Raw genomic sequence first — 23,401 nt, 5'->3', positions numbered from 1 at the left:
GCAGTGACCGTTCACATCTCCAGCAAGCACGGAGCGCTGGACGACGCCGAGGCGGACGCGGTGCGCCGGCTGGCGGACACCGCTGCCGGGGCGGACGGCGTCGCCCCGCTCGGTGAGCAGACCCTGCTGGACCTGACCGCGCCGCGCGCGTGGCACGTCCTCGCGCACGACGAGCACGGCACGCCGGTCGGCTACGCCCAGCTCTGGCCCGAGCTCGGGCGGCGCCGGACCGCCGAGCTCGTCGTCGCCCCGGCCGCACGCGGGACTGGGGTCGGCACCGCGCTGATGGGCGCGGTGATGGACCTCGCCGGCGACGCCCAGGCCCTGCTCTGGGCACACGGCACCCTGCCGGGCGCGACGTCCCTGGCCCGCCACGCCGGCCTCGCTCCCGTGCGCGAGCTGTGGCGGATGGCCCTCGACCTGGACGCCTGGGCGTCGGGCGCCACGGGGTCCGGACCGACCGGCGGGGACGACCGCAGGGGGCTCGGCCTGCGCGCCTTCCGGCCCGACCGCGACGAGCACGCCTGGCTCGCGGCGAACGCCGCCGCGTTCGCCGCTCACCCGGAGCAGGGCCGGATGACCCTGGCCGACCTGCGCGCACGCGAGGCCGAGCCCTGGTTCGACCCGGCCGGGCTGCTGCTCGCCGAGCGCGACGACGCGCTGGTCGGGTTCGTCTGGACCAAGCTCGTGGGCGCCGTCGGGGAGATCTACACCGTGGGCGTGGTGCCCCGGGCGCAGGGCACGGGGCTGGGCCGCGCGCTGACGGTCGCGGGCCTGGACCACCTGCGCCGGCGCGGTGCGCACCGGGCCGAGCTGTTCACCGACGCCGACAACGCGCCCGCGGTGCACCTGTACGAGTCCCTCGGGTTCGTCGTCGACCGCACCGACACCCAGTACGCCACCGCCGGCTGAGGGCGACCGGCTCGCGCGGCGCCCTGCGGAGCGCACGCGCCGGTGGTGGGATGGCCCGATGAACGCCTCGATCCACCGCCGGCACGGCGCCCTCGAGGACGAGCTCGTGGCGGCCGTGCACGACCTCGCCAAAGCAGTGCAGAACGCCGACGGGGTCGAGCCGCTCGGCGAGCAGACCACGCTGGACGTCGGGTCGGACGGTGCCGACCACGTGCTCGTGGCCGACGGGTCCCTGGACGCGTACGGGCAGCTGGGCCCGGAACACTCCGGGACCCGGACGGCGGAGCTCGTCGTGGCGCCCGGCTCCCGAGGAGCGGGCCTGGGGGGTCGGGTCCTGGCCGCCCTGCTCGACATCGCCCAGGCGCAGGACGCACCGGTGCGGGTCTGGGCCCACGGGACCCTGGCGCCGGCGGCCGCACTCGCCCGCCGCGCGGGGCTGACCGCGGTGCGCGAGCTCTGGCGCATGACGGTCGACCTCGACCCCGGCGCCGAGGCTCCCGACTCGAGCCCCGGCTGGGCCGCCGCGGGCCTCCCGCCCGGGGTACGGCTGCGGCCGTTCCGCACGGGGGACGAGGACGCGCTGCTCGCCGTGAACGGCGCCGCGTTCGCGCGGCATCCCGAGCAGGGCGGAATGACGCGTGCCGACCTGGACGCACGGCGCGCCGAGCCGTGGTTCCACGCCACCGACCTGGCTCTCGCGGTGCGGCGGCACGAGGTCCTCGGGTTCGCCTGGACCAAGGTGACCCCGCCCCTGGGCGAGCTCTACGTCCTCGGGGTGGCCCCGGCCGCGCAGGGCCGGGGTCTGGGACGTGCCCTGACCGCAGCCGCGGTGCAGCACCTGCGCCACCGGGGTTGTACGAGGGCGGTGCTGTTCACGGAGGCTGACAACACGCCCGCGGTGCGGACCTACCGGGCCGCGGGGTTCACGGTCGATCGCTCGGACACCCAGTTCGCCCCGCAGTGACCGACCAGCCCGACGCGCCCCCGCGCAACCGGGCGCGGCTGCGTCCTCCCGCGCTCGTGCGAGGGATGCAACGATGTCGGCATGGCCACACGACCGCGCACGTCCGTCCAGCGACGGTCCGACGAGCAGGGCACCCCGACACGCCCCGGGCCGGCCCCCCGGCGACGACGGGACCCGGCCACCGGTCGGTGGGTGCCGAGTGCCGAGGACTGGGCCGACGCCGCGGCTGAGCGTGCCTCCGCCGAGGAGCTCCTGGAGTCCGGTCTCCCGGTCCTGCCGCCCGAGCCCACCCCGGTCAGCTCGGACGGTGAGCTGGAGGGCCTGCCCGAGCTGCCGACGGACCGCTTCGCCGACCGGGAGGTCTCCTGGCTGGCGTTCAACGAGCGCGTCCTCGAGCTCGCCGAGGACCCCGAGCTCCCCCTGCTCGAGCGCGTCCGCTTCCTGGCGATCTTCGCGTCCAACCTCGACGAGTTCTTCATGGTGCGGGTGGCCGGCCTCAAGCGACGCATCGCCACCGGGATGGCCGTCACCGCCGCGTCCGGCCTCTCCCCGCGCCAGGTGCTGGAGGCGATCGACGAGCGGTCCCACCGGCTGACCGAACGCCACGCCGCCGTCTTCCTCGACCAGGTCCAGCCCGCACTGGCCGAGGAGGGCATCACCCTGGTGCACTGGGACGAGCTCGGTCCCGACGAGCAGGAGCGGCTCCGCAAGTACTTCCGGCGCCAGATCTTCCCCGTGCTGACGCCGCTGGCCGTCGACCCCGCTCACCCCTTCCCGTACATCTCCGGCCTCTCCCTCAACCTCGCCGTGGTGGTGGTCAACCCGGCGACCGGCAAGGAGCACTTCGCGCGCGTCAAGGTCCCACCCCTGCTGCCGCGGTTCATCGCGGTCGACGCGACCGGCAAGCCCAGCGCCCCGTCCAGCCAGGCCGCCGCACCGGAGAAGGGACCGACGAGCTTCGTACCGCTCGAGGACGTCATCGCCGTCCACCTGGACTACCTCTTCCCGGGGATGGAGGTGCGCGAGCACCACACCTTCCGCGTGACCCGCAACGAGGACGTCGAGGTCGAGGAGGACGACGCCGAGAACATCCTCCAGGCGATGGAGAAGGAGCTCCTGCGACGACGGTTCGGACCACCGGTGCGCCTCGAGGTCGCCGAGGACATCGCCCCGCGCGTCCTGCGGCTGCTCGTGCGCGAGCTCGGCATCGCCGAGTCGGAGGTCTACTCGCTGCCCGCACCCCTGGACCTGACGGGTCTCAACCTGATCGCCGACCTGGACCGGCCGGACCTGCACTACCGGCGGTTCGTGGGCGGCACCCACCGGCACCTGGCCGAGGTGGAGTCCGCCACACCGACGGACATCTTCGCCGCCATCCGGACCCGTGACATCCTGCTACACCACCCGTACGACTCGTTCGCCACGTCGGTCCAGGCGTTCCTCGCTCAGGCCGCGGCCGACCCCAAGGTCCTCGCGATCAAGCAGACGCTGTACCGCACGTCCGGCGACTCGCCGGTGGTCGACTCCCTGATCGACGCGGCCGAGGCGGGCAAGCAGGTCCTGGCGCTGGTGGAGATCAAAGCCCGGTTCGACGAGCAGGCCAACATCTCCTGGGCCCGCAAGCTCGAGCAGGCCGGCGTGCACGTGGTCTACGGCATCGTCGGGCTCAAGACGCACTCCAAGCTGTCGCTGGTGGTCCGTCAGGAGACCGACGGCCTGCGGCGCTACTGCCACGTCGGCACCGGGAACTACCACCCGAAGACGGCTCGCCTCTACGAGGACCTCGGCGTGCTGACCGCCGACCCGGAGGTCGCCCAGGACCTGACCCGGCTGTTCAACCAGCTCTCGGGCTACGCGCCCAAGGCGCGCTTCAACCGGCTGCTGGTCGCGCCACGGTCGGTGCGGTCCGGTCTCGTCGAGCGCATCGACCGGGAACGGCACGCGCACCTGGAAGGCCGCGAGGCCTGGGTCAGGATCAAGGTGAACTCGATCGTCGACGAGGCCACCGTCGACGCGCTGTACCGGGCGTCCCAGGTGGGTGTCCCCGTCGACCTCGTGGTGCGCGGGATCTGCGCGGTCAAGCCCGGCGTCCCCGGACTGTCCGAGACCATCCGGGTCCGCTCGATCCTGGGCCGCTTCCTGGAGCACGCACGCGTGTTCGCCTTCGCGAACGACGGCGACCCCGAGGTGTTCATCGGGTCTGCCGACCTGATGCACCGCAACCTCGACCGCCGGGTCGAGGCCCTGCTGCGGATCGTCGACCCCGAGCACATCGACGAGCTGCTCCGGCTGCTGGACCTGTCCACCGACGACGGCACGTCCAGCTGGCACCTCGGCCCGGACGGCTGGCAGCGGCACCACCGGGACCCGGACGGCGCCCCCCTGCTGGACCTGCAGGAGTACCTCATCTCCCGGCAACGCCGACGCCCCGACACCGCACTGTGAGCGCAGGCCGAGCCATGGGAGCGGACGTCCTGGTGCCGAACGGCAAGCCGCAGACCGTCCATGCCGCCGGCGCAGTGGTCTGGCGGCACGCCCGGAACCGGCTCGAGGTGGCCCTCGTGCACCGTCCGCGCTACCAGGACTGGTCCTGGCCCAAGGGCAAGCTCGAGTCGGGCGAGCCCGTGGCGGCCGCGGCGGTGCGCGAGGTCGAGGAGGAGACGGGCACCACCATCGTCCTCGGCGTCCCGCTCCCCTTGATGCGTTACCGGACCCCCGACGGCGCCGGGAAGGTCGTGCGCTACTGGGCGGCCAGGGAGGCCGGGGCACACCACGACCGTCCCCTCGCGGCGCGGCCCGACGTGACGCCGGCCAGCCTGGGCGAGATCGACGACGTGGTGTGGGTGAGCGCGGCCACCGCACGCGAGATGCTCACCCGGCCCTCGGACCGGCGGCCCCTGGACGCCCTCGAGGACCTGTGGAAGCGGGGGCGGCTGGAGACCCACGTGCTCGCGGTGGTCCGGCACGGCCAGGCCGTGCCGCGCAACCGCTGGCACGAGGGCGAGGCCTCCCGGCCGCTCACGGCCGTCGGCCGCCGGCAGGCGGAGACCACGGTGCCGGTGCTCGCGGCCTTCGGCGTGCGCTCCGTGCTCACCAGCCCGTGGGAACGCTGCCGCGCGACCGTGCAGCCCTACCAGAACGGCACCGGCGTGCGGGTGGACACCGTGGATGCGCTGACCGAGGCAGCGCACGCGGAGGACCCGCAGAAGGTGGTCGCCGTCGTCGAGGATCTCCTCGCCACTCCCCGCGACGCCGCGCTCGCCACCCACCGGCCGGTGCTGCCGACCGTGTTGGACACCCTCGCGGAGGCCACTCGCCGATGGACGCACGGCGTGCTCCCCGGCTCTGACCCGTACCTGAGGACCGGCGAGATCCTCGTCGCGCACGTCGCAGGCTCCGGCCACAAGGCTCGGGTCGTTGCGGTCGAGCACCATCGTCCGGTGCGGCGACCGGCGGCCGTGTGAGCGGCGCTCAGGACCCGGAGCCCGCGAGGCTCCCGCTCACGACCGGGGCATCGGCGCGCGGACCGGCGCGGTTCACACGCCGGTGACCCCACGAAGCGCCAGATAGACGATGCCGGCCACGGCGGCCGCGGCCGGGATGGTCAGCACCCACGCGACCGCGATGTTCCCCGCCACGCCCCAGCGCACCGCCGAGAGCCGCTTCGTGGCACCCACGCCCATGATCGAGGACGTGATGGTGTGCGTCGTGGAGATCGGAGCCTGGAACGCGAAGGCCGTCGTGTAGAGCACCGACGCAGCGACGGTCTCCGCCACGAAGCCGCGGGCCGGGTCGAGCTCGATCACCTTGCGACCCAGCGTCCGCATGATCCGCCAGCCACCGGAGTAGGTCCCCAGCGAGATCGCGCTCGCCGCAGCGAGCTTGACCCACAGCGGGATGTCGGTCGTCTGCTGGAAGTTCCCGGCCACCAGGGCCAGGACGATCACACCCATGGTCTTCTGGGCGTCCTGCAGCCCGTGCCCGAGCGCCATGCCGGCGGCCGACGCCGTCTGCGCGATCCGGAACCGCCGGGTGACCCGGTGCGGGCTGGAGTTCTTGAAGATCCACAGCACGGCGACCATGAGCAGGAACGCCAGGGCGAAGCCCACGAGGGGTGAGACCACCATCGGGATGACGACCTTGTCGAGGATGACCTGCCAGTGCACGGTCACGCCCGCCACCACCCCGACGCCCGTCAGCGCACCGATCAGCGCGTGCGACGACGACGACGGCAGGCCCTGCCACCAGGTGATGAGATTCCAGCAGATCGCGCCGACCACTGCCGACAGCACCATGATCAGGCCCTGCTCGGTGCCGATCCCGGCCTCGGAGCTCAGGTCGATGATCCCCGACCCGATGGTCTTGGCCACCTCCGTGCCCAGGAGCGCCCCGAGCAGGTTGAAGGCAGCCGCCATGAGCAGAGCAATCCGCGGCGTCAGCGCCCGCGTCGACACGGACGTCGCGATGGCGTTCGCCGCGTCGTGGAAGCCGTTGGTGTAGTCGAAGCCGAGGGCGAACACCACCACGACGACGACGAGCGCAGTCTCCACCGGGGCTCAGGACTCCTTGAGCGCGATCGTCTCGACCAGGTTCGCCACGCTCTCGAAGGAGTCAGCCGCGGCTTCGAGCGCGTCGACGATGTCCTTGAGCCGCAGCACGTCCATGGGGTCCATGCCGCCGCGGAACATCTCCGCGAGGAGCTTGCGGTAGGACTTGTCGGCCTCGTTCTCGAGCCGGTTGATCTCCACCCAGTAGTCGGCGAGGTCCTTCATCGACCGCAGCCTGGGCATGGCCTCGGCGGTGATCTCCGCGCAGCGCCGCAGCACGTCGACCTGCTTGTGCACGCGGTTGGGCAGCGTCCCGACCTGGTAGAGGACGACGAGGTCGCCGGCCTCCTCCATGTGATCCATGCAGTCGTCCAGGCCGGAGGCCAGACCGTAGATGTCGTGCCGGTCGAACGGCGTGACGAACGTCTGGTTGAGCCGGCGCATGATCTCGTGCGTCGACTCGTCGGCCGCGTGCTCGGCGTCGCGCAGCTCGGCGGCCAGGGGCTTGCGGTCCGCCGGCTCGGCGGCCAGCAACCTGCTGAGCAGGTCCGCCCCGCCGACCAGCTGCTGGGCCGAGCCCGCCAGCAGGTCGAAGAACGTGGTGTTCGTAGGGGTCAGGCGCAGGCGCACGGCAGCGCTCCGTGGGTCGGTCGGGTGTGTCGGGCCAAGGCTAGGGCAGCGCTCGAGTGAACGGCCAACCTCGCGGGCGTCGACACGGTGACGGAACGGCCAACAGCCTGCTCAGGCCGGGACGCGAGGCCGACCGGCGGCGCCGCAGGGGACCTCGGACCCAGGCAGGATCGGGAGCTCGGAGGGAGCCCGCCGAGGAGAGTCCGGCGCCGGACCGCGGAGCGCCTGACGGCGCGAAGGCCGCTCGTAGCGGCTGACAGTGGAGCCCGGGGCTACCGCGGCCCGACGCCGGAGAGCCATGCTAGCCGCCCCCGCGCCGTACGCCTCCCGAGAATGCGGTCGCGCCCGCCGGCCCCGGGGGCCTAGTCCAGCCGACCCGCGCGCCACAGCGACGCGGCCTGCACCAGCTCGTCCGCCGTGCGGCTCAGGCCGGCGGCGCCGTGCGTCATGCGGCGCGCCTCCTCCGCGTCGGGCACCAGGTCCGCATCCAGCACCGCACCGGTCACCAGCACGTGGCAGAACGCGGCGGCGCGCTCCAGGGCCACCGCCAGGTCGCCCCGGTAGACGCCGGACAGCACCGCATCAGCCACCTCGGCCACCTCGTGCGGCCCCGGCGGCGCCGCAACACCCGCGACGGCGCCGTGCACCTCCGCGCGCTGCTCACCGAGCCGATAGCGCTCGGCGACCGTGCGCGGGTCGCGCCGGACCCACTCGCGAAGCGCGTACAGCCGCCACAACGCCCCGGGCAGGGTGTGCGGCGGGCTGTCCGACCACAACGCGGCCACGGTGTCGAGGCCCTCGGCCTCCACCAGCCGGATCAGCCGATCCACGACGGCGGGGTCCTCGCTCGCGCGGCCGCCGTGCACCAGCGCGTTCGCAGTGGTGTGCGCGACCTCGCCCCGCAGAGCGGGATCCCGCTCACCGGGGAGCTCATCGGCGTCGCGGGGGTCCAGCATCGCCGGCCGCCGCGGTCGGGGTCTGTCACTCACGCGTCGGCCTCGAACGTCAGGGAGACGGAGTTCATGCAGAACCGGTCACCGGTCGGGGTCTGCGGAGCGTCGTCGAACACGTGGCCGAGGTGCGACCCGCACCTCGCGCACCGCACCTCGGTGCGCACCATGCCGAGCGAGCGGTCCTCGCTCAGCTCGACGGCGTCGTCGGCGGTCGGGCGGTAGAAGCTGGGCCACCCGCAGTGCGAGTCGAACTTGGTCTCCGCGCGGAACAGCACCTGACCGCACGCGCGGCACCGGTACGTACCGAGCCGCTTCTCGTCGAGCAGCTCACCCGTCCAGGGGCGCTCCGTGGAAGCCTGCCGCAGCACCGCGTACTCCTGGTCGCTCAGCTCTGCGCGCCACTGGTCCTCGGACCTGGTCACCTCGTAACCCATCGCTCCTCCTCCCGGCCGGGCCCGGCAGTCGGTCCCGACAGGAGTGCAACGCCGCTCCGGTCGGGTTCCATCCCGGACGCCGTCAACCGGTCGGGCCCGCCGCGTCCTCGGCGCGCAACCGCACCGCGCTGCCGCGACCCGGACGCAGGCCACGTTTGTCGGCGAAGAACGCCCGGATGGCGTGCATGTCGGCCACCACGTCGCCCGTCATGGTGAACGTGGGTCCGGTCCCGACGGTCCGTGTCGGGCCGTCGACGAACGCGCAGGTCACCGGCATCCCGGTGGCCAGCGCGAGCCGGTAGAAGCCGGACTTCCAGTGATCGGCCGCCCGGCGCGTCCCGTCCGGTGCCAGCGCGACGACGAACCGCTCGTCCTGGTGGGCCGCCTCGATGAGTCGTGCCACGAGGCCGCTCCCACCCGACCGGTCCGTCGGGATCGCTCCCAACCGGCGGAGCACCGCGCCCAGCGGCCACCAGAAGACCTCGGACTTCACCAGCACCCGCGGCGTGACGTCGTGCGCCCAGAACACCAGGATGGCGAGCGCGAGATCCCAGTTCGACGTGTGCGGGGCGCCGACGAGCAGGCCGCGAGCCGGCATGTCACCGACCAGGCGGAACCCCGTCCTGCGCAGCAGCCACCGCGCGAGGCGGGCGCGCGGCGGGCGCCGCCCCTGATCCGTTCGCATCGTCAGTCTCCAGCCGGACGCTGCGCCACACGGCTGAAACCCGGGTGGCAGGTGAGAAGCGGTACACCTCCGGCGCAGCCCTCGCGCGCCTTCGTGCCCTCAACCTACCGCCGGGCCCACCCGATCTTGACCACACGCCCCTCCCGCGGACGCCGTCCCCGGGACTTGGGGCTCACGCCCCGACCCCCACGGAGGACGACGCTGAGGACCATGACGGCACTCGTGGTGTACGAGTCCATGTACGGAGCCACCAAGGCGGTCGCGGAGGCGATCGGAGCCGCCCTCGGCGAGCACGGCCCGGTCCGGGTGACCGAGGTGGGTGCCCTGGCGCAGGAGCCCGACGGCGGCCTCGTCACCGAGGACGTCGACCTGCTGGTGGTCGGGGGGCCGACGCACGCCTTCGGGATGTCGCGACCGGGCACCCGCCAGGATGCCCGTCAGGAGGGAGTGCCGGTCCTGTCGTCCTCCATCGGGGTGCGCGAGTGGCTCGAGGAGGTCCGGCTACCGCACGGGCTCGCCTGCGCGGCCTTCGACACCAAGGTGGCGACGCCCGCCCTGCCCGGCGCCGCGAGCAAGGCGATCGGCAAACGGCTGCGCAAGCTCGGGGGCACGCTCCTGGTCGAACCGACCTCGTTCCACGTCCAGGGGAAGTCCGGCGGCCTCGTGGACGGTGAGCTCGACCGGGCGGGGGCCTGGGCCGGACGCCTGGCGACGCGCGGGTGACCTCGGACGCGGCATGCCTGCGGCTCCGGGACCTGAGCCGCAGGTCCCCGAGCCGCCCACCTGGCAGGGTGGGTCCATGCGGGCGCTGGTGGTCTACGAGTCGATGTTCGGCAGCACGCGGACGATCGCCGAGGCGATCGGCGACGCGCTCGCTCAGCGCGGGACCGTGCGCGTGGTCGAGGTGGGGACGTTGATGGCCGAGCCCGGCGGTGACGTCGTCACGCACGACGTGGACCTGCTCGTCGTCGGAGGGCCGACCCACACGTTCGGCATGAGCCGGCCGAGCACCCGGGCGGAGGCCGTGCGCAGGCACGGGGCGGTGGTCTCGACCAGCGGCGGCGTGCGCGAGTGGCTGAACAACGTACGGCTGCCCGGCGCGATCTCGGCCGCGGCGTTCGACACCCGGGTCGGCACGATGCGGCTCGCGGGCGGGGCCGCCGCCAAGGGCATCGACAAGTGGTTGTCGCGGCTGGGCGCCAGCATGGTCTCTCCGCCTACGTCCTTCATGGTCGCGGGCGTCACCGGGGGTCTGCTGGACGGCCAGGTGGACAAGGCCCGGGAGTGGGGCGCCAAGCTCGCGCTCACGCTCACCTGAGGGCACGTCGGCGCACCTGAGGGCAGTCGGCGGGACGTCCGGCACGCACGAGGGAGCGGCGTCAGTCAGCGTCGGCGAGCGCCTGCACCAGGCGCGCGGCCGATCCCTCCAGACCCCACCGCTCCGCGAGCGCGACGAGCCGGTCGGGGTGCGCGGGCGTCCGCGGGAGGAGGTCGGCGACGTCCCCCACGCGAAGGTCGCGGCGGACCCGGACCACGCCGGGCGCCGCCGCGAGGTAGTCCGCCGCCGCGGTCAACCGGCGCACCTGCGTCGCGGTGAGGCCCGGGTCGCCTCCGGCCAGCGCGGCGAGAAGTCCCTCCAACGAGCCGTACCGCCGGATCAGCGCTGCGGCGGTCTTCTCCCCGACGCCGGTGACCCCCGGTAGGCCGTCGCTCGGGTCACCTCGCAGCGTCGCCATGTCTGCGTAGGCGTCCCCGGTCGGCACGCCGTAGGCCGACTCGAGGTGCCCCTGGTCGACCACCTGTGGACCCCCACCGCCACGCACGGGGTAGAGCACCCGCACCGGCCCGGCGTCGTCGACCAGCTGGAACAGGTCACGATCCCCGGTCATGATCTCCACCGCCAGCCGGACGTCGTCCGGCCGGCCCCTCTCACGTGTCGCCAACGTGCCGATCACGTCGTCCGCCTCGGCGTCCGGTGCGCCCACCCGCGGGATGCCGAAGGCGGCGAGGACGTCGACGATCACCGGGACCTGGGCGGTGAGCTCTGCCGGCATGTCCTCGGACTCGCGGTCGGCCGCGAGCCGGTGCTCCTTGTAGGAGGGGATGGCCGCGACCCGGAAGCGGGGGCGCCACGCCTCGTCCCAGCACGCCACCATCCGGGCGGGCCGCCGTGCGGCCACGAGCCGGCTGACGGCGTCCAGGAAGCCGCGCACGGCGTTGACGGGTTCGCCCCGAGGTGACCGCACCGAGTCCGGCACGCCGTAGAAGGCGCGGACGTACATGGAGGCGGAGTCCAGCAGCAGCAGCGGACGGCGATCAGCCATGCCGGACACCGTACGGTCGGGCGCCCCGGACCGCTGCGTGCGACCGGCGGGTCAGCTGTGCACGTGCGCGCTGTGCCCGGTGTGCTCGCCGATCTCGTCCTCGGCAGAGTCGATCAGCCGGTCGGCGAGCCGGCGCAGCGCGCGGGCCACGGCCACCTCGTCACCGATGATCACGTCCGGCTCGTCCTCGGGGTTGCGCCTCGCCCGGCCGACCGCGTCGAGGTGGTCGGGCTGGCCGGCCACGAGCACGGCCTGGGCCGTGGTCTGCGGGCCCTCGTGGCTGAGCGTCACCTGGACCCGCCAGGTGGCCGCGGTCGCGGTCCCACCACCGTGCCCGTGGTGCGCGCCCCCACCGTGCTCGACGTGAGCGTCCGGCCCGGGGAAGACCATCGACTCCTCACCGGTGTCGAACCACCGGACCATGTAGGGCGGTGAGCCGTCGGGACCACGGACCGCGACGATCGTGCCGTCGCGCACCGCGCCGTCGACCACGCTCGATGCCAGGACCAGTCGGTCACCCTCCGACGCCTTCATCGCCGTCATCTCCTCACGGGGAGTTCGATGGGATCATCATGCGACGACGACGGGCCGATGCGACAAGGGCCCTTCGACCCCCGAGACAGCACTGCTCACCCGCCGGGCGACACCTGCGGCGTCACTTCCCCCACCGGCGCCAACGCCTCCGGCGGGCCCGGCCTGCCGAAGTGCCAGCCCTGCCCCATGTCCACACCCAGGTTCCGGCACGCCCGTGCGTCCGCCGCGGTCTCGATGCCCTCGGCGACCACGGCGGCGCCACTCCCGCGGGCGAAGGTGACCACCGCACCCACCAGCGTGGCCAGCACCGGGTCCGTGGCAAGGCCGTCCACGATCGACCGGTCCAGCTTGATGACGTCCGGACGGGTCGCCACGATGTGCCGCAGCGAGCTGAAGCCCGCCCCCGCGTCATCCACCGCGAGCCGCATCCCGGCCCGCCGCGGCCGCTCGAGTGCGGCCGCGAGCGCGTCGTAGTCCTCGACCGGGTCGTGCTCGGAGAGCTCGAGCAGCACCCGGTGCGACGGCAGGCGGTCCAGGAGGGCGGCGCACTGCCCGGTGAGGAGGGTGCCGGGCGAGACGTTCATCGCGACGTAGCCGCCCACGGCCTCCAGGTGCTCGGCCGCGCGTTCGAGGGCGAGCAGCTCGAGCCGGTCGCCCAGGCCCACCTCGTGCGCCTGCGCGAAGACGACGTCCGGTGCCATGCCCCACTCCGCGGGGAACCGGGCCAGCGCCTCGGCACCCACCCTGCGCCCGGAGCGCAGGTCGACGATGGGTTGCAGGACGACCCTGGGGCCCGCCCCCCGGGCGACCGGGCCGAGACGGGCCTCGATGTCGGCACGGCGACGGGCCTCCAGCGCACCGGGCTCGATGATCGCGGCCGCGGCCTGGGCCAGCACCTCCATCATGGCGCGGTCTCGCTCCGTCAGGCCCGGGTCCGAGGTGAGGCCGGCAGCGCAGAAGGTTCCGTACAGCGAGCCGTCGGACAGGCGCACCGGCGCCGAGACGTAGGACCGCAGACGGGGGAAGCGGGCCGCCGGGAGCTCCATCGCCTCGGGGAAGCGGCGCACGTCAGGGATCACGGCGGGCAGCCGGCCGTCGAGGATCGCCTGGCAGAAGGTCGTGTCCTGGGTGAGCCGCGCGCCCTGCGGGAAGAGGAGCGGGATGGTGGAGTCCACCTGCTCGAGCGTCTGCGTGACGCCGTCCATCCGGGTCAGGAACGTGACCGAGAGGCCGAGGGCCCGCTTCGCCGTGCGCAGCAGCCCGCGCACCTGCTCCTCGGCGTACGTCGACAAGCGGGCCTCCCTGCGGGGGCCGGCACCTCCGTACCCCCGCCAGAGGTGTCGGCACGCGCCGAGCCGGGCATGACCCGCCGGACGGGTGAATTGTGACGGCTGTCGCCGGGTTATTGACCGCCGGGTGCGATCACTTGCCCAGGTCCAGGCCCGAGTACGAGTGCTTGCCGTGCATCAGAAGGTTCACCGCGGTGAAGTTGAAGATCAGGACCGCGAAGCCGGCGATGGAGAACCATGCGATCGCCTTGGGAGACCACCCGCGCGTCGTGCGAGCGTGCAGGTAGGCCGCGTAGACCACCCACACGATGAAGCTCCAGACCTCCTTGGGGTCCCACCCCCAGAACCGCGACCAGGCGTGCTCGGCCCACACCGCCCCCGCCATCACGGTGAACGTCCACAGCACGAACCCGACGGCGTTGATCCGGAAGGCCAGACCCTCCAGCGCGCGCACGCTGGGCAGCTGGCCCAGGACGTTGAACCGCCGGTGGGCCAGCAACGGTGAGCCGTTCTCCCACGCGGCCTTGGCCAGCTGCAGGGCACTGGCGCTGACACCGACGGTGAACATGCCCGAGGCGATCACCGCGATCGTCACGTGGATGACCAGCCAATAGCTCTGCAGCGCCGGCTCCACACCCCCGGCCGGGGTGTAGAACGCCGTCAGGCCCAGCCCCAGCGCCACCACCGACAGGCCGAGCACCAAGGTGCCCAGGAAGCGCACGTCCCGGCGCAACGTCAGCAGGCGGAACGTCAGGACTGCCACGAACGTGCCCACCACCGTGAACTCGTACATGTTCGCCCAAGGCACCCGGTGCGCGGCGACGCCGCGCAGCACGATGCCGACCGCCTCCAGCAGCAGGCCCAGCGTCATCACCGACATCGCGATGCCCAGCGCCCGGCCCGGTCGGTACTCCGGCGCGGGCTCGTCGGTGCCCAAGGCCTCGGGCTGCGCCTCGTCGTCGACGGCCCGCGGCCCGTCGTCGTCGACCGGCCGCGTGGTGCTCGACGCACCACCGGACGGGTCGGCGACCGAGCCCGCGGGGACACCCGCCAGCGCGCGTCGCGCCGGCTCGGCACGCGGCGTCTCGTGATCGGTGCGACGCGCGGTGCTCACCTCCGCACGGCGTGCCAGGTCGACCGCGAACGCCCCGAAGGCGAGCGCGTACGCCGTCGTCGCACCCCACACCACCACCGTGCTGAGCTCAGCGACGTTCATGCATGTCCTCCCGTGGCATCAGCGGCGTCGGACAGTCTGACCGATGCGGGCCGATCCGGCCCGTCGAGAACCTGCCACGGCCCCAGCTCCTTGACCGCGTCGAGCACGGCCTCGACCTCACCGGCGAGCCCGACGTCCTCCGAGCGCGCCAACGCGGCGACGGTCACCGCCGCGCGTCCGTCCTGGCTCGTCACCCGCAGCCAGACCCTGCGCCGCGGCACGAAGAGCGACAGCGCGAGGCCCACCAGGGCCGTGACCGCGAACCCGAGGATCCACGCCAGCGCCGGGTCGTAGCGCAGGTCGAGCGCCACGTAGCGGGGCAACGCGTCGAAGCTGAGCGTACCGAGCCCGTCGGGCAGCTCGACCGTGTCACCGAGCGCGAGGACGACCGTCGCGGGCGACCCGTCCGACTCGGTCGCCTGCGTCATCCGCGCGGTGTCGAGCTGGTAGACGTTCTGCGGGATGCCCGAGTCCAGCCCCAGCTCACCGTGCCACACCTGGAGCACCAGCATCGGGTTGCCCGGCTGCGGGAAGGCCGAGTAGGCGGAGTCGCCCTGGATCACGGCCGTCGGCAGCAGATAGCCCACCAGGCCGATCTGGTCACCGGTGGACACGTCGGGCACCTTCACCACGCCGCGCGAGCGGTACGAGGAGTCCTGCGGCAGGAACGGGACGGCCCCGGAGAAGGCCACCGTGCCGGAGGCGTCCCGGACGGTCAGCTGCGGCGCATAACCGTTCCCCGCGAGGTAGACGTGCGCACCCCCGGCGTCGAGCGGCCGGTTGACCCGGATCGTGCGGGCCTGGGGAGCGCCGCCGGGCTCGGTCAGCGTGACCCCCGCCTCGAAGAACCGTGGCTGCCCGGACCGGTCGAACCGCGCGGTGAAACGGTCCAGGCGCAGCGTGAACGGCACCAGGGACGTCGGGTCGACGGCAGAGCCCGCCTCGAACGTGTCGTAGGCGGCCGGCGTGTTGGCGAACCCGTGGCCCTGGATGACCAGGGCCTGGCCCCGGTAGTGCAGGAGCTGGCCGGTCGCGACGGCGATGAGCAGGCCGAGCAGGGCGAGGTGGAACAGGATGTTGCCGGTCTCACGCAGGTAGCCGCGCTCGGCCGCCACGGTGCGGGCTCCGGGGCTGCGGGCGGTGGCGGGCTCGTCGCCGACGTCCACCCGGAACCGGTGGTGCGCCGCGAGCGTGTCGCGTGCCGCCGCGAGGACCGCCTCCGGCTCGGCGTCGGTCAGCAGGCCGTCGTGCACCTCGAACCGGTCGAACCGGCGCGGTGCGCGGGGCGGCCGGGCGCGCCAGGCGCGGGCGTGCGCAAGCAGCCGCGGGAGGATGCAGCCGACCAGTGACGTGAACAGCAGCAGGTAGACCGCGGAGAACCAGACGGAGGAGTAGACGTCGAAGAACCCGAACCGGTCCAGCCACTGGCCCAGCCCCGGGTTGTCGTTCAGGTACCGCGCGACCGCGGCCGGGTTCTGCGGCCGCTGGGGCAGCATCGAGCCGGGCACGGCCACCACGGCGAGCAGCATCAGGAGCATCAGCGCCACGCGCATGCTGGTGAGCTGCCGCCACACCCAGCGCGCGGCGCCGCGCACCCCGAGTCGCGGCAGCACGGGAGTCGTCGCCATCAGACCACCGGCTCGAATCCGCCGACAAGGCCCTGAAGACCGTCGGTCAGGGCCGTCCACAGCCCGGTCACCAGCGCGAGACCCACCAGGACCAGCAGTCCGCCACCGACCCGCATCACCGCGAGCTTGTGGTCCCGCAGCACCGCCAGCGCACGGCGCGAGCGCTCCATGAACAGCGCCACGAGCACGAAGGGCAGCCCCAGGCCCAGGCAGTACGCGACGGACAGCGTCGCACCGCGGCCGGCCGACGCCTGGTCCAGCGCCAGCGTGTACACCGCGACCAGCGTCGGCCCGATGCACGGCACCCAGCCCAGCCCGAACACCAGCCCCAGCAGCGGCGCACCCCACAGGCCCGCAGTCGGGGCGAGGTGGATGCGGCGCTCACGCTGCCCGATCGGCAACCACCCCGCGAACACCAGCCCCATCAGCACGACGACCACGCCCAGCACCCGGGTGATCACGTCGGCGTGACTGAGCAGTGCCTGGCCCACCGAGCCCGCCAGCACGCCGAGCACCACGAACACCACCGTGAACCCGGCGACGAACAGCGCGACCCCGACCAGGAGGCGGCCCCGGCGGACGGCGGCCAGACCGGTCCGCCGCGGCGCGGCAGCGGTGGCCCCGGACCCCGGCGCGAGCCCGCCGGCCATCCCGCTGACGAAGCCCAGGTAGCCAGGCACCAGCGGGAGCACGCACGGCGACGCGAAGGACACCACACCGGCGATCACCGCGAGCGGGATGGCGAGCAGCATCGACCCGCTGAGCACGGTGGCCTGCACCGTGTCCCCCACCGATGCTGCCAGGCCGAGCCCGGCCATGGCGGCCGGCACCCCGATCCCGCTCACCCCGACTCGCCCAGCAGGTCCGCGACCAGGGTCCGCAGGGTGCTCGGGTCGGCCATCCCGAGGATGCGGGCCGCGACCCTCCCCTGTCGGTCCAGGAGCACGGTGGTGGGCACCGCGCGCAGCGGCACGGTGCCCTGCAGCGACGCGATGGCCGAGCCGTCGGTGTCCTGGATGCTCGGGTAGGTGAGCCCGTAGGTGCGCACGAAGGCCTGGGCCGTGCCCGCCTCGTCCCTCGTGTTGATGCCGACTGCCTTGAGGCCCTGGGGTCCGTACTCCGTGACGACGGCCGCCAGGTCGGGCGCCTCGGCGCGGCACGGCGGGCAGTTCGCATACCAGGTGTTGACCAGCACGACGTCCCCACGCCAGCTCGCCACGTCGATCGGGTCACCCGCGAACGACGTGCCGGTCAGCTCGATGGGGCCCGGCCGGTGGCCGGGGTCCCACGTGGTCACGGACTTGTCGCCGGAGACGTAGCCGGCCTTCTCGCCGTCGGCGGCGTAGCCCTGTGCCTGGCCGCTGCACGCCGCGAGCGCCAAGGTCGCCACGGCGACCACGGCGGCCAGCGCGGCCCGGAGCGGCCGCCTCGTCCTCACCGCCGCCATCAGGCGCCCGGGACCTGCTTGCCCGCCCCGACCAGGTCGCCGGCGGGTTCGCTGTAGTCGATCCTGGCCAGCCGCTCGCCGTCGAAGCGCAGGCTGGTCAGCGAGGCCAGCGAGCACTCGCGGCGACGGGGATCGTGCCACAGGCGGTGGCCGACGAGCGCCTGGCGCGTGACCCAGATCGGGAGCTGGTGGCTCACCACGACGGCCTCGTGGCCTTCCGCCGCACGGCGGGCTGCGCTCACTGCGGCCAGCATCCGGGCCACCTGGGACCGGTAGGGCTCCCCCCACGACGGTCGGAAGGGGTTCCACAGGTAGCGCCAGTGCGCGGGTCGGCGCAGCGAGCCGTCGCCGACACCGAACGTGAGCCCTTCGAAGTGGTTGGCTGCCTCGATGAGGCGCTCGTCCCGGTCCACGTCCAGACCGAACTCGCGGGCGATCGGGGCGGCGGTCTCCTGCGCCCTGGTCAGCGGGGAGGCGACCACGTGCACCACGTCGCGGCGGTCGGCACCCTCGGCACCCGAAAGGTGGCGCGCCACGCGTTCGGCCATCGCGGCGCCGCGGTCGGACAGGTGGAAGCCGTCCAGGCGGCCGTACAGGACTCCGGTCGGGTTGTGCACCTCGCCGTGGCGCAGCAGGTGGACGGTGGTCTGCGGCATGAGGACAGTCTGACCCACGTGGGCCGATGCTGCGGACCGGTCAGGCGGACGCGGTCGCGTCGGCGGTCGGCCCGGAGATCGCCGCCATGGCTCGGCCGAGCGCGCGGAACTCGTCGTCGGACAACCGGTCGACCAGGTGCTCGCGGACCGCCCGCACGTGCCCGGGCGCCGCGGCGACCAGCGCAGCCATGCCCGCGTCGGTCAGCGTCGCGTTGATGCCCCGCCCGTCCGCCGGGCATGCGCGTCGGGCCACCAGCCCGCGGCGCTCCATCCGCGCCACGGTGTGCGTCAGCCGGCTGCGGGAGTGCACGAGCGAGTCGGCGAGCTCCGCCATCCGCAGGGTGCGGTCCGGCGCCTCGGACAGCCGGACCATCACCTCGTACTCCGACAGGGACAGCCCGGCGTCCCGCTCGAGCTGACGGCCCAGCGCCTCGGTGAGGCGGGCGGCGCCCGTGAGGTAGGCGCGCCACCACTGCTGCTGCTCCGCCGTCAGCCAGGGGGCGTCGTCGGCCGAGGGGACACCGGGGCTGGGGGCGGTGACGGTCATGGCGGCCTCCTGAGTTTGCATCTCGAGCACCAGAGTAGTACAACTCTCAATTAGTTGGGTCGTTGACGATTCAACATCACCCACACCGACACAGGAGGTCCCCGTGACCACACTCGCCACGGCCGCACCGGCCGGCACCTGGCAGATCGAGACCAGCCACTCCCACGCGTCGTTCGCCGTCCGGCACGCCGGCATCTCCAAGGTGCGCGGCTCGGTCGCCATCGTCGAGGGCACGGTGCTGCTCACCGAGGACGTGACCGGCTCCAGCGTCAGCGCCACGCTCGACCCCGCGACCATCGACACCCGCGACGCCAAGCGCGACGGGCACCTGCGGTCGGCCGACTTCTTCGACACGGAGCAGTTCCCGACCTGGACCTTCACGTCCACCTCGGTCGAGGAGGGCGGCTCCGGCCTCCTGGTGCACGGCGACCTGACGCTGCACGGCGTGACCCGTCGGGCCACCCTGGACGTCGAGCTCAACGGCGCGGCGACCGACCCGTTCGGCACGTCCCGGGTCGGCTTCTCCGCGACGACCCGCATCAACCGCAAGGACTTCGGCCTCACCTGGAACGCCGCCCTGGAGACCGGTGGCGTGCTGGTGAGCGAGATGGTGGACATCTCCCTCGAGATCGAGGGAGTCAAGGCCGACTGACCCGTCCCCCAGCAGGGCCGGTCGGCAGGCCCGGCGCCGCCGTCGAGCCCCGACGGCGGCGTCGGGCACCCTCCCGCCTCAGGCCGGGGTACCGCGTGTGTGGAAGGCCAGGATCTGGAGCTCCGCCGCGACGTCGGCCGCCCGGACCGTGACGCCGTCCGGCACCGCGAGCCGGGCAGGGGTGAACGCGAGGATGCCGCGCACCCCCGCCGACACCAGCCGGTCGCACACCCGCTGCGCGGCCTGCACCGGCGTGGCGAGCACGGCCAGCACGGCACCCTCACGGCGCACCACGTCCTCCAGGTCCTTGTCGTCCTCCACCGCCAGCCCCGCGACCGCACTCCCGACCACCCCAGGGTCGGTGTCGACGAGTGCGGCGACGCGGAAGCCCCCACCTTCCGCACGCAGGTAGTCGGCGAGCGCGTGGCCGAGGCGCCCGATCCCGACGATCACGACCGCCAGGTCCGACTCGACGCCGAGCGCGTCGGCCACCCGGCCCCGCAGTCGCCGGACGTCGTAACCCACGCCACGCACTCCGTGCGAGCCCAGCCACGACAGGTCCCGGCGCAGCTGAGCCGACCCGACCCCCGCGAGCGCAGCGAGCCGCTCCGACGACGTCGTCCGCACGCCCAGGACCGACAGCTCGGTCAGGGCCCGCAGGTAGCCCGGCAACCGGCCGACGGTGGCGGGGGGAACCGGGCGGACGGTCGGCACACCCGCGGCCTCGAGCCCGGCGACCGGTTGCGCAGCCGGGACCTCCCCGGCCGGGCCGCTCATCGACGCAGCGCGCGGCGGAGCACGTCGGCGTCCACCCGCCAGTACGCCACCAGCGCCCCGTCGACGGTCACCGCCGGAACCTTGTCGCCGAACGCGGCCTCGAGCGCCGGCGCATCGGGGCCCTCCTCGATGTCCACCTCGCGCCACCCTGCGCCCGTCTCCTGCGCGACCTGGCGGACGACCTCACGTGCCGGGCCACACAGGTGACACCCGGGCCGGACATTCAGCACGATTCGGGGGGCGGTGTGGGCGCTCACGGGCCCCAGCCTAGGTCCCTGGTTACAGTGGAGGACGTGGCCGAGACCGGGACCGAGGACGCCGCCCCGGGCGGCCCGGGCCCGGACGCGCCGGCAGGCGGCGTGGCTGCGTTCTTCGACCTCGACAACACGCTGATCCGCGGCGCGAGCCCGTTCCACCTCGCCGTCGGCCTGCGGGCCCGAGGCATGGTGAGCCTGCGCGACATCCTGGAGTTCGGACTGGTCCAGGCGCGGTACCAGCTCTTCGGCGAGAACCGCCGCCAGATCGACAGGGTTCGCAGCCGCGCCCTCAGCCTGGTGGCCGGGCACTCGGTCGCGGAGATGGCCGCGATCGGCGAGGAGATCTGGGACGAGGTCCTCTCGCTGCGGATCTTCCCCGACACGCACACGCTGCTGACGGAGCACCTGGCAGCCGGGCACGAGGTCTGGATCATCTCCGCGAGCCCCGTCGAGATCGGGCGGCTCATCGCGGCCCGGCTCGGCGCGACCGGCGCGCTGGGCACCGTGGCCGAGCATGTGGACGGCTTCTACACCGGGCGGATGCTCGGGGACCTGCTGCACGGCGCCGCCAAGGAGACGGCCGTGCGCACGCTCGCCGCCGAGCGCGGGCTGGACCTGAGCCGCTGCTACGCCTACGGCGACTCCGCGAACGACACGGCCATCCTGTCCGCCGTCGGCCACCCCGTGGCGATCAACCCCGACGCGCGCCTGCGCCGCCGAGCGCGCAAGGTGGGCTGGCCGGTGCGCGAGTTCCGCGGGCGCCGCAGCGCCGCCACCCGCCGTGGCGTACGCGCGGCCAGCTGGGCCGGTGGCGCGTGGGTGCTCGGTGTCGTCGCGCGGGCGGTCCGGCGGGCGCTACGCGGCTGAGCGGGTGGCTCAGCCGGTCTGGACGCACACCCTCGGGCCCGTGCGCACCCTCGGGCCCGTGCGCACCCTCGGGCCCGTGCGCACGAAGACCCGGCCACCGGGGCCGGGCCTGGGTGTCACACCGCTGCCGCGCAGATCACTTCTTGTTACGGCGCTGGTGCCGCGTCTTGCGGAGCAGCTTGCGGTGCTTCTTCTTGGCCATGCGCTTGCGGCGCTTCTTGATGACGGAACCCACGTGTCCTCGCTAAGTCTCGGATGGAGCGCGTCGACACGCGCCGGAAGACCGCCGGCCAGTCTACCCGCTGGGGCCGGGGGCACGAACCGTCAGCCGTGGGCGGCGTCCTGGCCGCCGGTGGCCGACCTGGCCAGGTATGCCTCGAGCGCGTCCTGCGGGACCCGGTAGGACCGACCGACGCGGACCGCCGGGAGATCGCCGGACTTGGTGAGGCGGTACACGGTCATCTTGGACACCCGCATGAGCTCGGCGACCTCGGCGACGGTGAGATACCGCAGTCGGGGCCTCTCGGGCGTGTCCATGCCTGGCTCCTCGGGGAACGGAAGATCAGCAGACGTAACCCTAGGGGTTGGCGAGGCTGGAGTGAAAGGGGCGAAAAGAGTGAATGGTGATCACGGTCGCACCGTGCGCCCCCGCAGCACAGATCGCGGCACCCTGTGCAGATCGCGGCGCCCTGTGCAGATCGCGGCACCCTGTGCAGATCGCGGCACCCGGGACGCCGCGACCTGGCCGCCGCGCCGCAGTCTGGCCGCCACGCCGCAGTCTGGCCGCCGCGCCGCAGTCTGGCCGCCACGCCGCAGTCTGGCCGCCGCGCACGGGGTCAGTCGTAGAGGGGGTCGAGGTCGTGCCACGCGAAAGCGGCGTTGCGGGCCGCCAGGATCGCCCGGTCCACGTCGTCGGCGGGGTCGTAGCCCTCGGACCAGTCCCGCACCCGCACGACGCTCCCCTCACCCATCAGGGTCGGCATCGGGAACCCGAACACCCGCTCGCCTGCCTCCCGCCACACCTCCGGCACGGGAGCATCCAGGGGCACCGGAGCGTGGGCCGCGATCCCGATCAGGTGGGTCCACACGCGCGGCACCACCCGGGCCACCGCGTAGCCACCGCCGCCCAGCGCCAGCCAGCGCCCACCCGCGACCTCGTGCGCGAGGTCGTGCACGAGCGCCTGCACCCGCCGCTGGGCATCGATCGACACCGCGAGGTTGGTCAGCGGGTCCAGTGCGTGCGCGTCGCAGCCGTGCTGGCTGACCACGACGTCCGGTGCGAACCGGCGCACCAGCGCCGGCACCACGGACTCCACGGCGCGCAGCCACTTGGCGTCCGACGTGCCGGCCGGCAGCGGCACGTTCACCGCATGCCCCCGCGCCGACGGCCCACCGTGGTCGCCCGGGTGGCCCGTGCCGGGGAACAGCGAGTGACCGCTCTCGTGGATCGAGCAGGTGAGCACCCGGGGGTCGTCCCAGAACGTGCGCTCCACCCCGTCGCCGTGATGCGCGTCGACGTCCACGTAGGCCACCCGGCGCGCCCCGGCGTCCAGCAGCGCCGAGATCGCCGCCGCGGCGTCGTTGTATAGGCAGAAGCCCGACGCATGATCGGCCATCGCGTGGTGCATCCCGCCCGCCAGGTTCACAGCGTGGTCGGCGTCGCCCCGCCAGACCGCGAGGGCCTGGTCCACCGATGCGCCGACGATCCGCGCGGCCGCCTCGTGCATGCCCGCGAACACGGGGTTGTCCTCGGTTCCCAGCCCGTGCGCGGGGTCGGCCTGCAGCGTGCTGCCGGCCCGGCGCACCGCAGCGACGTAGTCCGCCGTGTGCACGCGCTCGATCGTCGCATCCGAAGCCGGCTCGGCCCCCACGAGCTCCACCTGGTCCAGCTCGACCAGGCCCAGGTCACCCGCCAGGCGCCAGGTCATCTCCAGCCTTAGCGGTGCCATCGGGTGGTGCGGGCCGAAGTCGTAGCCGAGCAGCTCCGTCGCCCAGACCACGCGCACCCGCATGCTTCACGGTATCCCGGGCGAACCGGCGGCTGCGCCTTGGGCCGGACCCGCCCCCCGAGCCACCCGGCTC

At 73.6% G+C, this 23,401-nt stretch carries 27 protein-coding genes; 8 read left to right on the top strand and 19 right to left on the bottom strand.

Annotation, left to right across the window (positions count from 1 at the left end; all coding sequences use genetic code 11):
* Positions 1-3 precede the first annotated feature (3 nt).
* The 4 genes from mshD (Q6348_RS04785) to Q6348_RS04770 all read left to right on the top strand — a co-directional run bounded on the left by mshD (Q6348_RS04785) (position 4) and on the right by Q6348_RS04770 (position 5,340).
* On the top strand, positions 4-912 hold the full coding sequence (mshD, locus tag Q6348_RS04785) for a mycothiol synthase (RefSeq protein ID WP_304600161.1): 909 nt from the start codon (positions 4-6) through the stop codon (positions 910-912).
* 58 nt (positions 913-970) lie between these two features.
* On the top strand, positions 971-1,876 hold the full coding sequence (gene mshD / locus Q6348_RS04780) for a mycothiol synthase (RefSeq protein WP_304600160.1): 906 nt from the start codon (positions 971-973) through the stop codon (positions 1,874-1,876).
* An 81-nt stretch (positions 1,877-1,957) separates the two neighbouring features.
* The gene (locus Q6348_RS04775; protein WP_304600159.1) at positions 1,958-4,321 is read left to right on the top strand and encodes an RNA degradosome polyphosphate kinase; all 2,364 of its coding nucleotides are present in this window, start codon (positions 1,958-1,960) and stop codon (positions 4,319-4,321) included.
* A 14-nt stretch (positions 4,322-4,335) separates the two neighbouring features.
* On the top strand, positions 4,336-5,340 hold the full coding sequence (locus Q6348_RS04770) for an NUDIX hydrolase (protein ID WP_304600158.1): 1,005 nt from the start codon (positions 4,336-4,338) through the stop codon (positions 5,338-5,340).
* Positions 5,341-5,412: 72 nt separating this feature from the next.
* Here the strand turns inward: Q6348_RS04770 and Q6348_RS04765 are convergent, their stop codons facing one another.
* The 5 genes from Q6348_RS04765 to Q6348_RS04745 all read right to left on the bottom strand — a co-directional run bounded on the left by Q6348_RS04765 (position 5,413) and on the right by Q6348_RS04745 (position 9,125).
* Complete coding sequence (locus Q6348_RS04765) at positions 5,413-6,426, bottom strand: inorganic phosphate transporter (protein ID WP_304600157.1); 1,014 nt, start codon at positions 6,424-6,426, stop codon at positions 5,413-5,415.
* Positions 6,427-6,432: 6 nt separating this feature from the next.
* Entirely contained in the window at positions 6,433-7,053 is a 621-nt protein-coding gene (locus tag Q6348_RS04760) for a DUF47 domain-containing protein (RefSeq protein ID WP_304600156.1), read from the bottom strand.
* A 362-nt stretch (positions 7,054-7,415) separates the two neighbouring features.
* Entirely contained in the window at positions 7,416-8,009 is a 594-nt protein-coding gene (locus tag Q6348_RS04755) for a hypothetical protein (protein WP_304601915.1), read from the bottom strand.
* Positions 8,010-8,038: 29 nt separating this feature from the next.
* On the bottom strand, positions 8,039-8,440 hold the full coding sequence (gene msrB / locus Q6348_RS04750) for a peptide-methionine (R)-S-oxide reductase MsrB (protein WP_304600155.1): 402 nt from the start codon (positions 8,438-8,440) through the stop codon (positions 8,039-8,041).
* Between the two features lie 82 nt (positions 8,441-8,522).
* On the bottom strand, positions 8,523-9,125 hold the full coding sequence (locus tag Q6348_RS04745; RefSeq protein ID WP_304600154.1) for a 1-acyl-sn-glycerol-3-phosphate acyltransferase: 603 nt from the start codon (positions 9,123-9,125) through the stop codon (positions 8,523-8,525).
* Positions 9,126-9,335: 210 nt separating this feature from the next.
* Here Q6348_RS04745 and Q6348_RS04740 point away from each other — a divergent pair, with 210 nt between their 5' ends.
* The gene (locus tag Q6348_RS04740) at positions 9,336-9,848 is read left to right on the top strand and encodes a flavodoxin family protein (protein ID WP_304600153.1); all 513 of its coding nucleotides are present in this window, start codon (positions 9,336-9,338) and stop codon (positions 9,846-9,848) included.
* A gap of 76 nt (positions 9,849-9,924) precedes the next feature.
* Entirely contained in the window at positions 9,925-10,443 is a 519-nt protein-coding gene (locus Q6348_RS04735) for a flavodoxin family protein (protein ID WP_304600152.1), read from the top strand.
* A gap of 61 nt (positions 10,444-10,504) precedes the next feature.
* Here the strand turns inward: Q6348_RS04735 and Q6348_RS04730 are convergent, their stop codons facing one another.
* From Q6348_RS04730 to Q6348_RS04690, 9 genes are all read right to left on the bottom strand, one after another.
* On the bottom strand, positions 10,505-11,449 hold the full coding sequence (locus Q6348_RS04730; RefSeq protein WP_304600151.1) for a 5'-3' exonuclease: 945 nt from the start codon (positions 11,447-11,449) through the stop codon (positions 10,505-10,507).
* A 51-nt stretch (positions 11,450-11,500) separates the two neighbouring features.
* The gene (locus tag Q6348_RS04725; protein ID WP_304600150.1) at positions 11,501-11,983 is read right to left on the bottom strand and encodes a DUF1918 domain-containing protein; all 483 of its coding nucleotides are present in this window, start codon (positions 11,981-11,983) and stop codon (positions 11,501-11,503) included.
* A gap of 95 nt (positions 11,984-12,078) precedes the next feature.
* Complete coding sequence (locus tag Q6348_RS04720; protein WP_304600149.1) at positions 12,079-13,275, bottom strand: sensor domain-containing phosphodiesterase; 1,197 nt, start codon at positions 13,273-13,275, stop codon at positions 12,079-12,081.
* 130 nt (positions 13,276-13,405) lie between these two features.
* Complete coding sequence (gene ccsB / locus Q6348_RS04715; RefSeq protein ID WP_304600148.1) at positions 13,406-14,488, bottom strand: c-type cytochrome biogenesis protein CcsB; 1,083 nt, start codon at positions 14,486-14,488, stop codon at positions 13,406-13,408.
* Positions 14,485-16,116 (bottom strand): cytochrome c biogenesis protein ResB, encoded by a 1,632-nt coding sequence (gene resB, locus Q6348_RS04710; protein ID WP_304600147.1) that lies wholly within the window; start codon positions 16,114-16,116, stop codon positions 14,485-14,487. The genes ccsB and resB overlap by 4 nt, the downstream gene beginning before the upstream one ends.
* Positions 16,116-16,934, bottom strand: a complete 819-nt coding sequence (locus Q6348_RS04705) for a cytochrome c biogenesis CcdA family protein (protein WP_304601914.1) — start codon at positions 16,932-16,934, stop codon at positions 16,116-16,118. Before Q6348_RS04705 ends, resB begins: the two co-directional genes overlap by 1 nt.
* Positions 16,935-16,957: 23 nt before the next feature.
* Positions 16,958-17,563 (bottom strand): TlpA family protein disulfide reductase, encoded by a 606-nt coding sequence (locus Q6348_RS04700; protein WP_304600146.1) that lies wholly within the window; start codon positions 17,561-17,563, stop codon positions 16,958-16,960.
* The gene (locus tag Q6348_RS04695) at positions 17,563-18,219 is read right to left on the bottom strand and encodes a histidine phosphatase family protein (protein WP_304600145.1); all 657 of its coding nucleotides are present in this window, start codon (positions 18,217-18,219) and stop codon (positions 17,563-17,565) included. Before Q6348_RS04695 ends, Q6348_RS04700 begins: the two co-directional genes overlap by 1 nt.
* A gap of 40 nt (positions 18,220-18,259) precedes the next feature.
* Positions 18,260-18,766 carry a MarR family winged helix-turn-helix transcriptional regulator gene (locus tag Q6348_RS04690; RefSeq protein ID WP_304600144.1) on the bottom strand — a complete coding sequence of 169 codons (507 nt, stop codon included), beginning with the start codon at positions 18,764-18,766 and terminating at the stop codon, positions 18,260-18,262.
* Positions 18,767-18,869: 103 nt separating this feature from the next.
* Here Q6348_RS04690 and Q6348_RS04685 point away from each other — a divergent pair, with 103 nt between their 5' ends.
* Entirely contained in the window at positions 18,870-19,418 is a 549-nt protein-coding gene (locus Q6348_RS04685) for a YceI family protein (RefSeq protein ID WP_304600143.1), read from the top strand.
* A gap of 78 nt (positions 19,419-19,496) precedes the next feature.
* Here the strand turns inward: Q6348_RS04685 and Q6348_RS04680 are convergent, their stop codons facing one another.
* Entirely contained in the window at positions 19,497-20,195 is a 699-nt protein-coding gene (locus Q6348_RS04680; RefSeq protein ID WP_304600142.1) for a redox-sensing transcriptional repressor Rex, read from the bottom strand.
* The gene (locus Q6348_RS04675) at positions 20,192-20,452 is read right to left on the bottom strand and encodes a glutaredoxin family protein (RefSeq protein WP_304600141.1); all 261 of its coding nucleotides are present in this window, start codon (positions 20,450-20,452) and stop codon (positions 20,192-20,194) included. Before Q6348_RS04675 ends, Q6348_RS04680 begins: the two co-directional genes overlap by 4 nt.
* Positions 20,453-20,488: 36 nt before the next feature.
* Here Q6348_RS04675 and Q6348_RS04670 point away from each other — a divergent pair, with 36 nt between their 5' ends.
* On the top strand, positions 20,489-21,319 hold the full coding sequence (locus Q6348_RS04670) for an HAD family hydrolase (RefSeq protein ID WP_304600140.1): 831 nt from the start codon (positions 20,489-20,491) through the stop codon (positions 21,317-21,319).
* 136 nt (positions 21,320-21,455) lie between these two features.
* Here the strand turns inward: Q6348_RS04670 and Q6348_RS04665 are convergent, their stop codons facing one another.
* From Q6348_RS04665 to Q6348_RS04655, 3 genes are all read right to left on the bottom strand, one after another.
* The gene (locus Q6348_RS04665) at positions 21,456-21,554 is read right to left on the bottom strand and encodes a 30S ribosomal protein bS22 (RefSeq protein WP_003792170.1); all 99 of its coding nucleotides are present in this window, start codon (positions 21,552-21,554) and stop codon (positions 21,456-21,458) included.
* Between the two features lie 89 nt (positions 21,555-21,643).
* Positions 21,644-21,856, bottom strand: a complete 213-nt coding sequence (locus Q6348_RS04660) for a helix-turn-helix domain-containing protein (RefSeq protein ID WP_304600139.1) — start codon at positions 21,854-21,856, stop codon at positions 21,644-21,646.
* Between the two features lie 299 nt (positions 21,857-22,155).
* The gene (locus Q6348_RS04655) at positions 22,156-23,331 is read right to left on the bottom strand and encodes an acetoin utilization protein AcuC (protein ID WP_304600138.1); all 1,176 of its coding nucleotides are present in this window, start codon (positions 23,329-23,331) and stop codon (positions 22,156-22,158) included.
* Positions 23,332-23,401 lie beyond the last annotated feature (70 nt).

It is taken from the genome of Actinotalea lenta (assembly GCF_030586465.1).
GTDB classification, from domain to species: Bacteria; Actinomycetota; Actinomycetes; order Actinomycetales; family Cellulomonadaceae; genus Actinotalea; species Actinotalea lenta.
Note: the sequence above shows the minus strand (reverse complement) of the source record. Positions and strands in the feature narration are given on the sequence as shown.

Coding starts and splice junctions, on each gene's coding strand:
- Q6348_RS04770 (WP_304600158.1), top strand. CDS start 4,336: ATGGGAGCGGACGTCCTGGTGCCGAACGGCAAGCCGCAGACCGTCCAT.
- Q6348_RS04680 (WP_304600142.1), bottom strand. CDS start 20,195: ATGAGCGGCCCGGCCGGGGAGGTCCCGGCTGCGCAACCGGTCGCCGGG.
- Q6348_RS04730 (WP_304600151.1), bottom strand. CDS start 11,449: ATGGCTGATCGCCGTCCGCTGCTGCTGCTGGACTCCGCCTCCATGTAC.
- Q6348_RS04655 (WP_304600138.1), bottom strand. CDS start 23,331: ATGCGGGTGCGCGTGGTCTGGGCGACGGAGCTGCTCGGCTACGACTTC.
- Q6348_RS04725 (WP_304600150.1), bottom strand. CDS start 11,983: ATGAAGGCGTCGGAGGGTGACCGACTGGTCCTGGCATCGAGCGTGGTC.
- Q6348_RS04735 (WP_304600152.1), top strand. CDS start 9,925: ATGCGGGCGCTGGTGGTCTACGAGTCGATGTTCGGCAGCACGCGGACG.
- Q6348_RS04775 (WP_304600159.1), top strand. CDS start 1,958: ATGGCCACACGACCGCGCACGTCCGTCCAGCGACGGTCCGACGAGCAG.
- msrB (WP_304600155.1), bottom strand. CDS start 8,440: ATGGGTTACGAGGTGACCAGGTCCGAGGACCAGTGGCGCGCAGAGCTG.
- ccsB (WP_304600148.1), bottom strand. CDS start 14,488: ATGAACGTCGCTGAGCTCAGCACGGTGGTGGTGTGGGGTGCGACGACG.
- Q6348_RS04705 (WP_304601914.1), bottom strand. CDS start 16,934: ATGGCCGGGCTCGGCCTGGCAGCATCGGTGGGGGACACGGTGCAGGCC.
- Q6348_RS04690 (WP_304600144.1), bottom strand. CDS start 18,766: ATGACCGTCACCGCCCCCAGCCCCGGTGTCCCCTCGGCCGACGACGCC.
- resB (WP_304600147.1), bottom strand. CDS start 16,116: ATGGCGACGACTCCCGTGCTGCCGCGACTCGGGGTGCGCGGCGCCGCG.
- Q6348_RS04700 (WP_304600146.1), bottom strand. CDS start 17,563: ATGGCGGCGGTGAGGACGAGGCGGCCGCTCCGGGCCGCGCTGGCCGCC.
- mshD (WP_304600160.1), top strand. CDS start 971: ATGAACGCCTCGATCCACCGCCGGCACGGCGCCCTCGAGGACGAGCTC.
- Q6348_RS04660 (WP_304600139.1), bottom strand. CDS start 21,856: ATGGACACGCCCGAGAGGCCCCGACTGCGGTATCTCACCGTCGCCGAG.
- Q6348_RS04740 (WP_304600153.1), top strand. CDS start 9,336: ATGACGGCACTCGTGGTGTACGAGTCCATGTACGGAGCCACCAAGGCG.
- Q6348_RS04755 (WP_304601915.1), bottom strand. CDS start 8,009: ATGCTGGACCCCCGCGACGCCGATGAGCTCCCCGGTGAGCGGGATCCC.
- Q6348_RS04695 (WP_304600145.1), bottom strand. CDS start 18,219: ATGCCGCAGACCACCGTCCACCTGCTGCGCCACGGCGAGGTGCACAAC.
- Q6348_RS04745 (WP_304600154.1), bottom strand. CDS start 9,125: ATGCGAACGGATCAGGGGCGGCGCCCGCCGCGCGCCCGCCTCGCGCGG.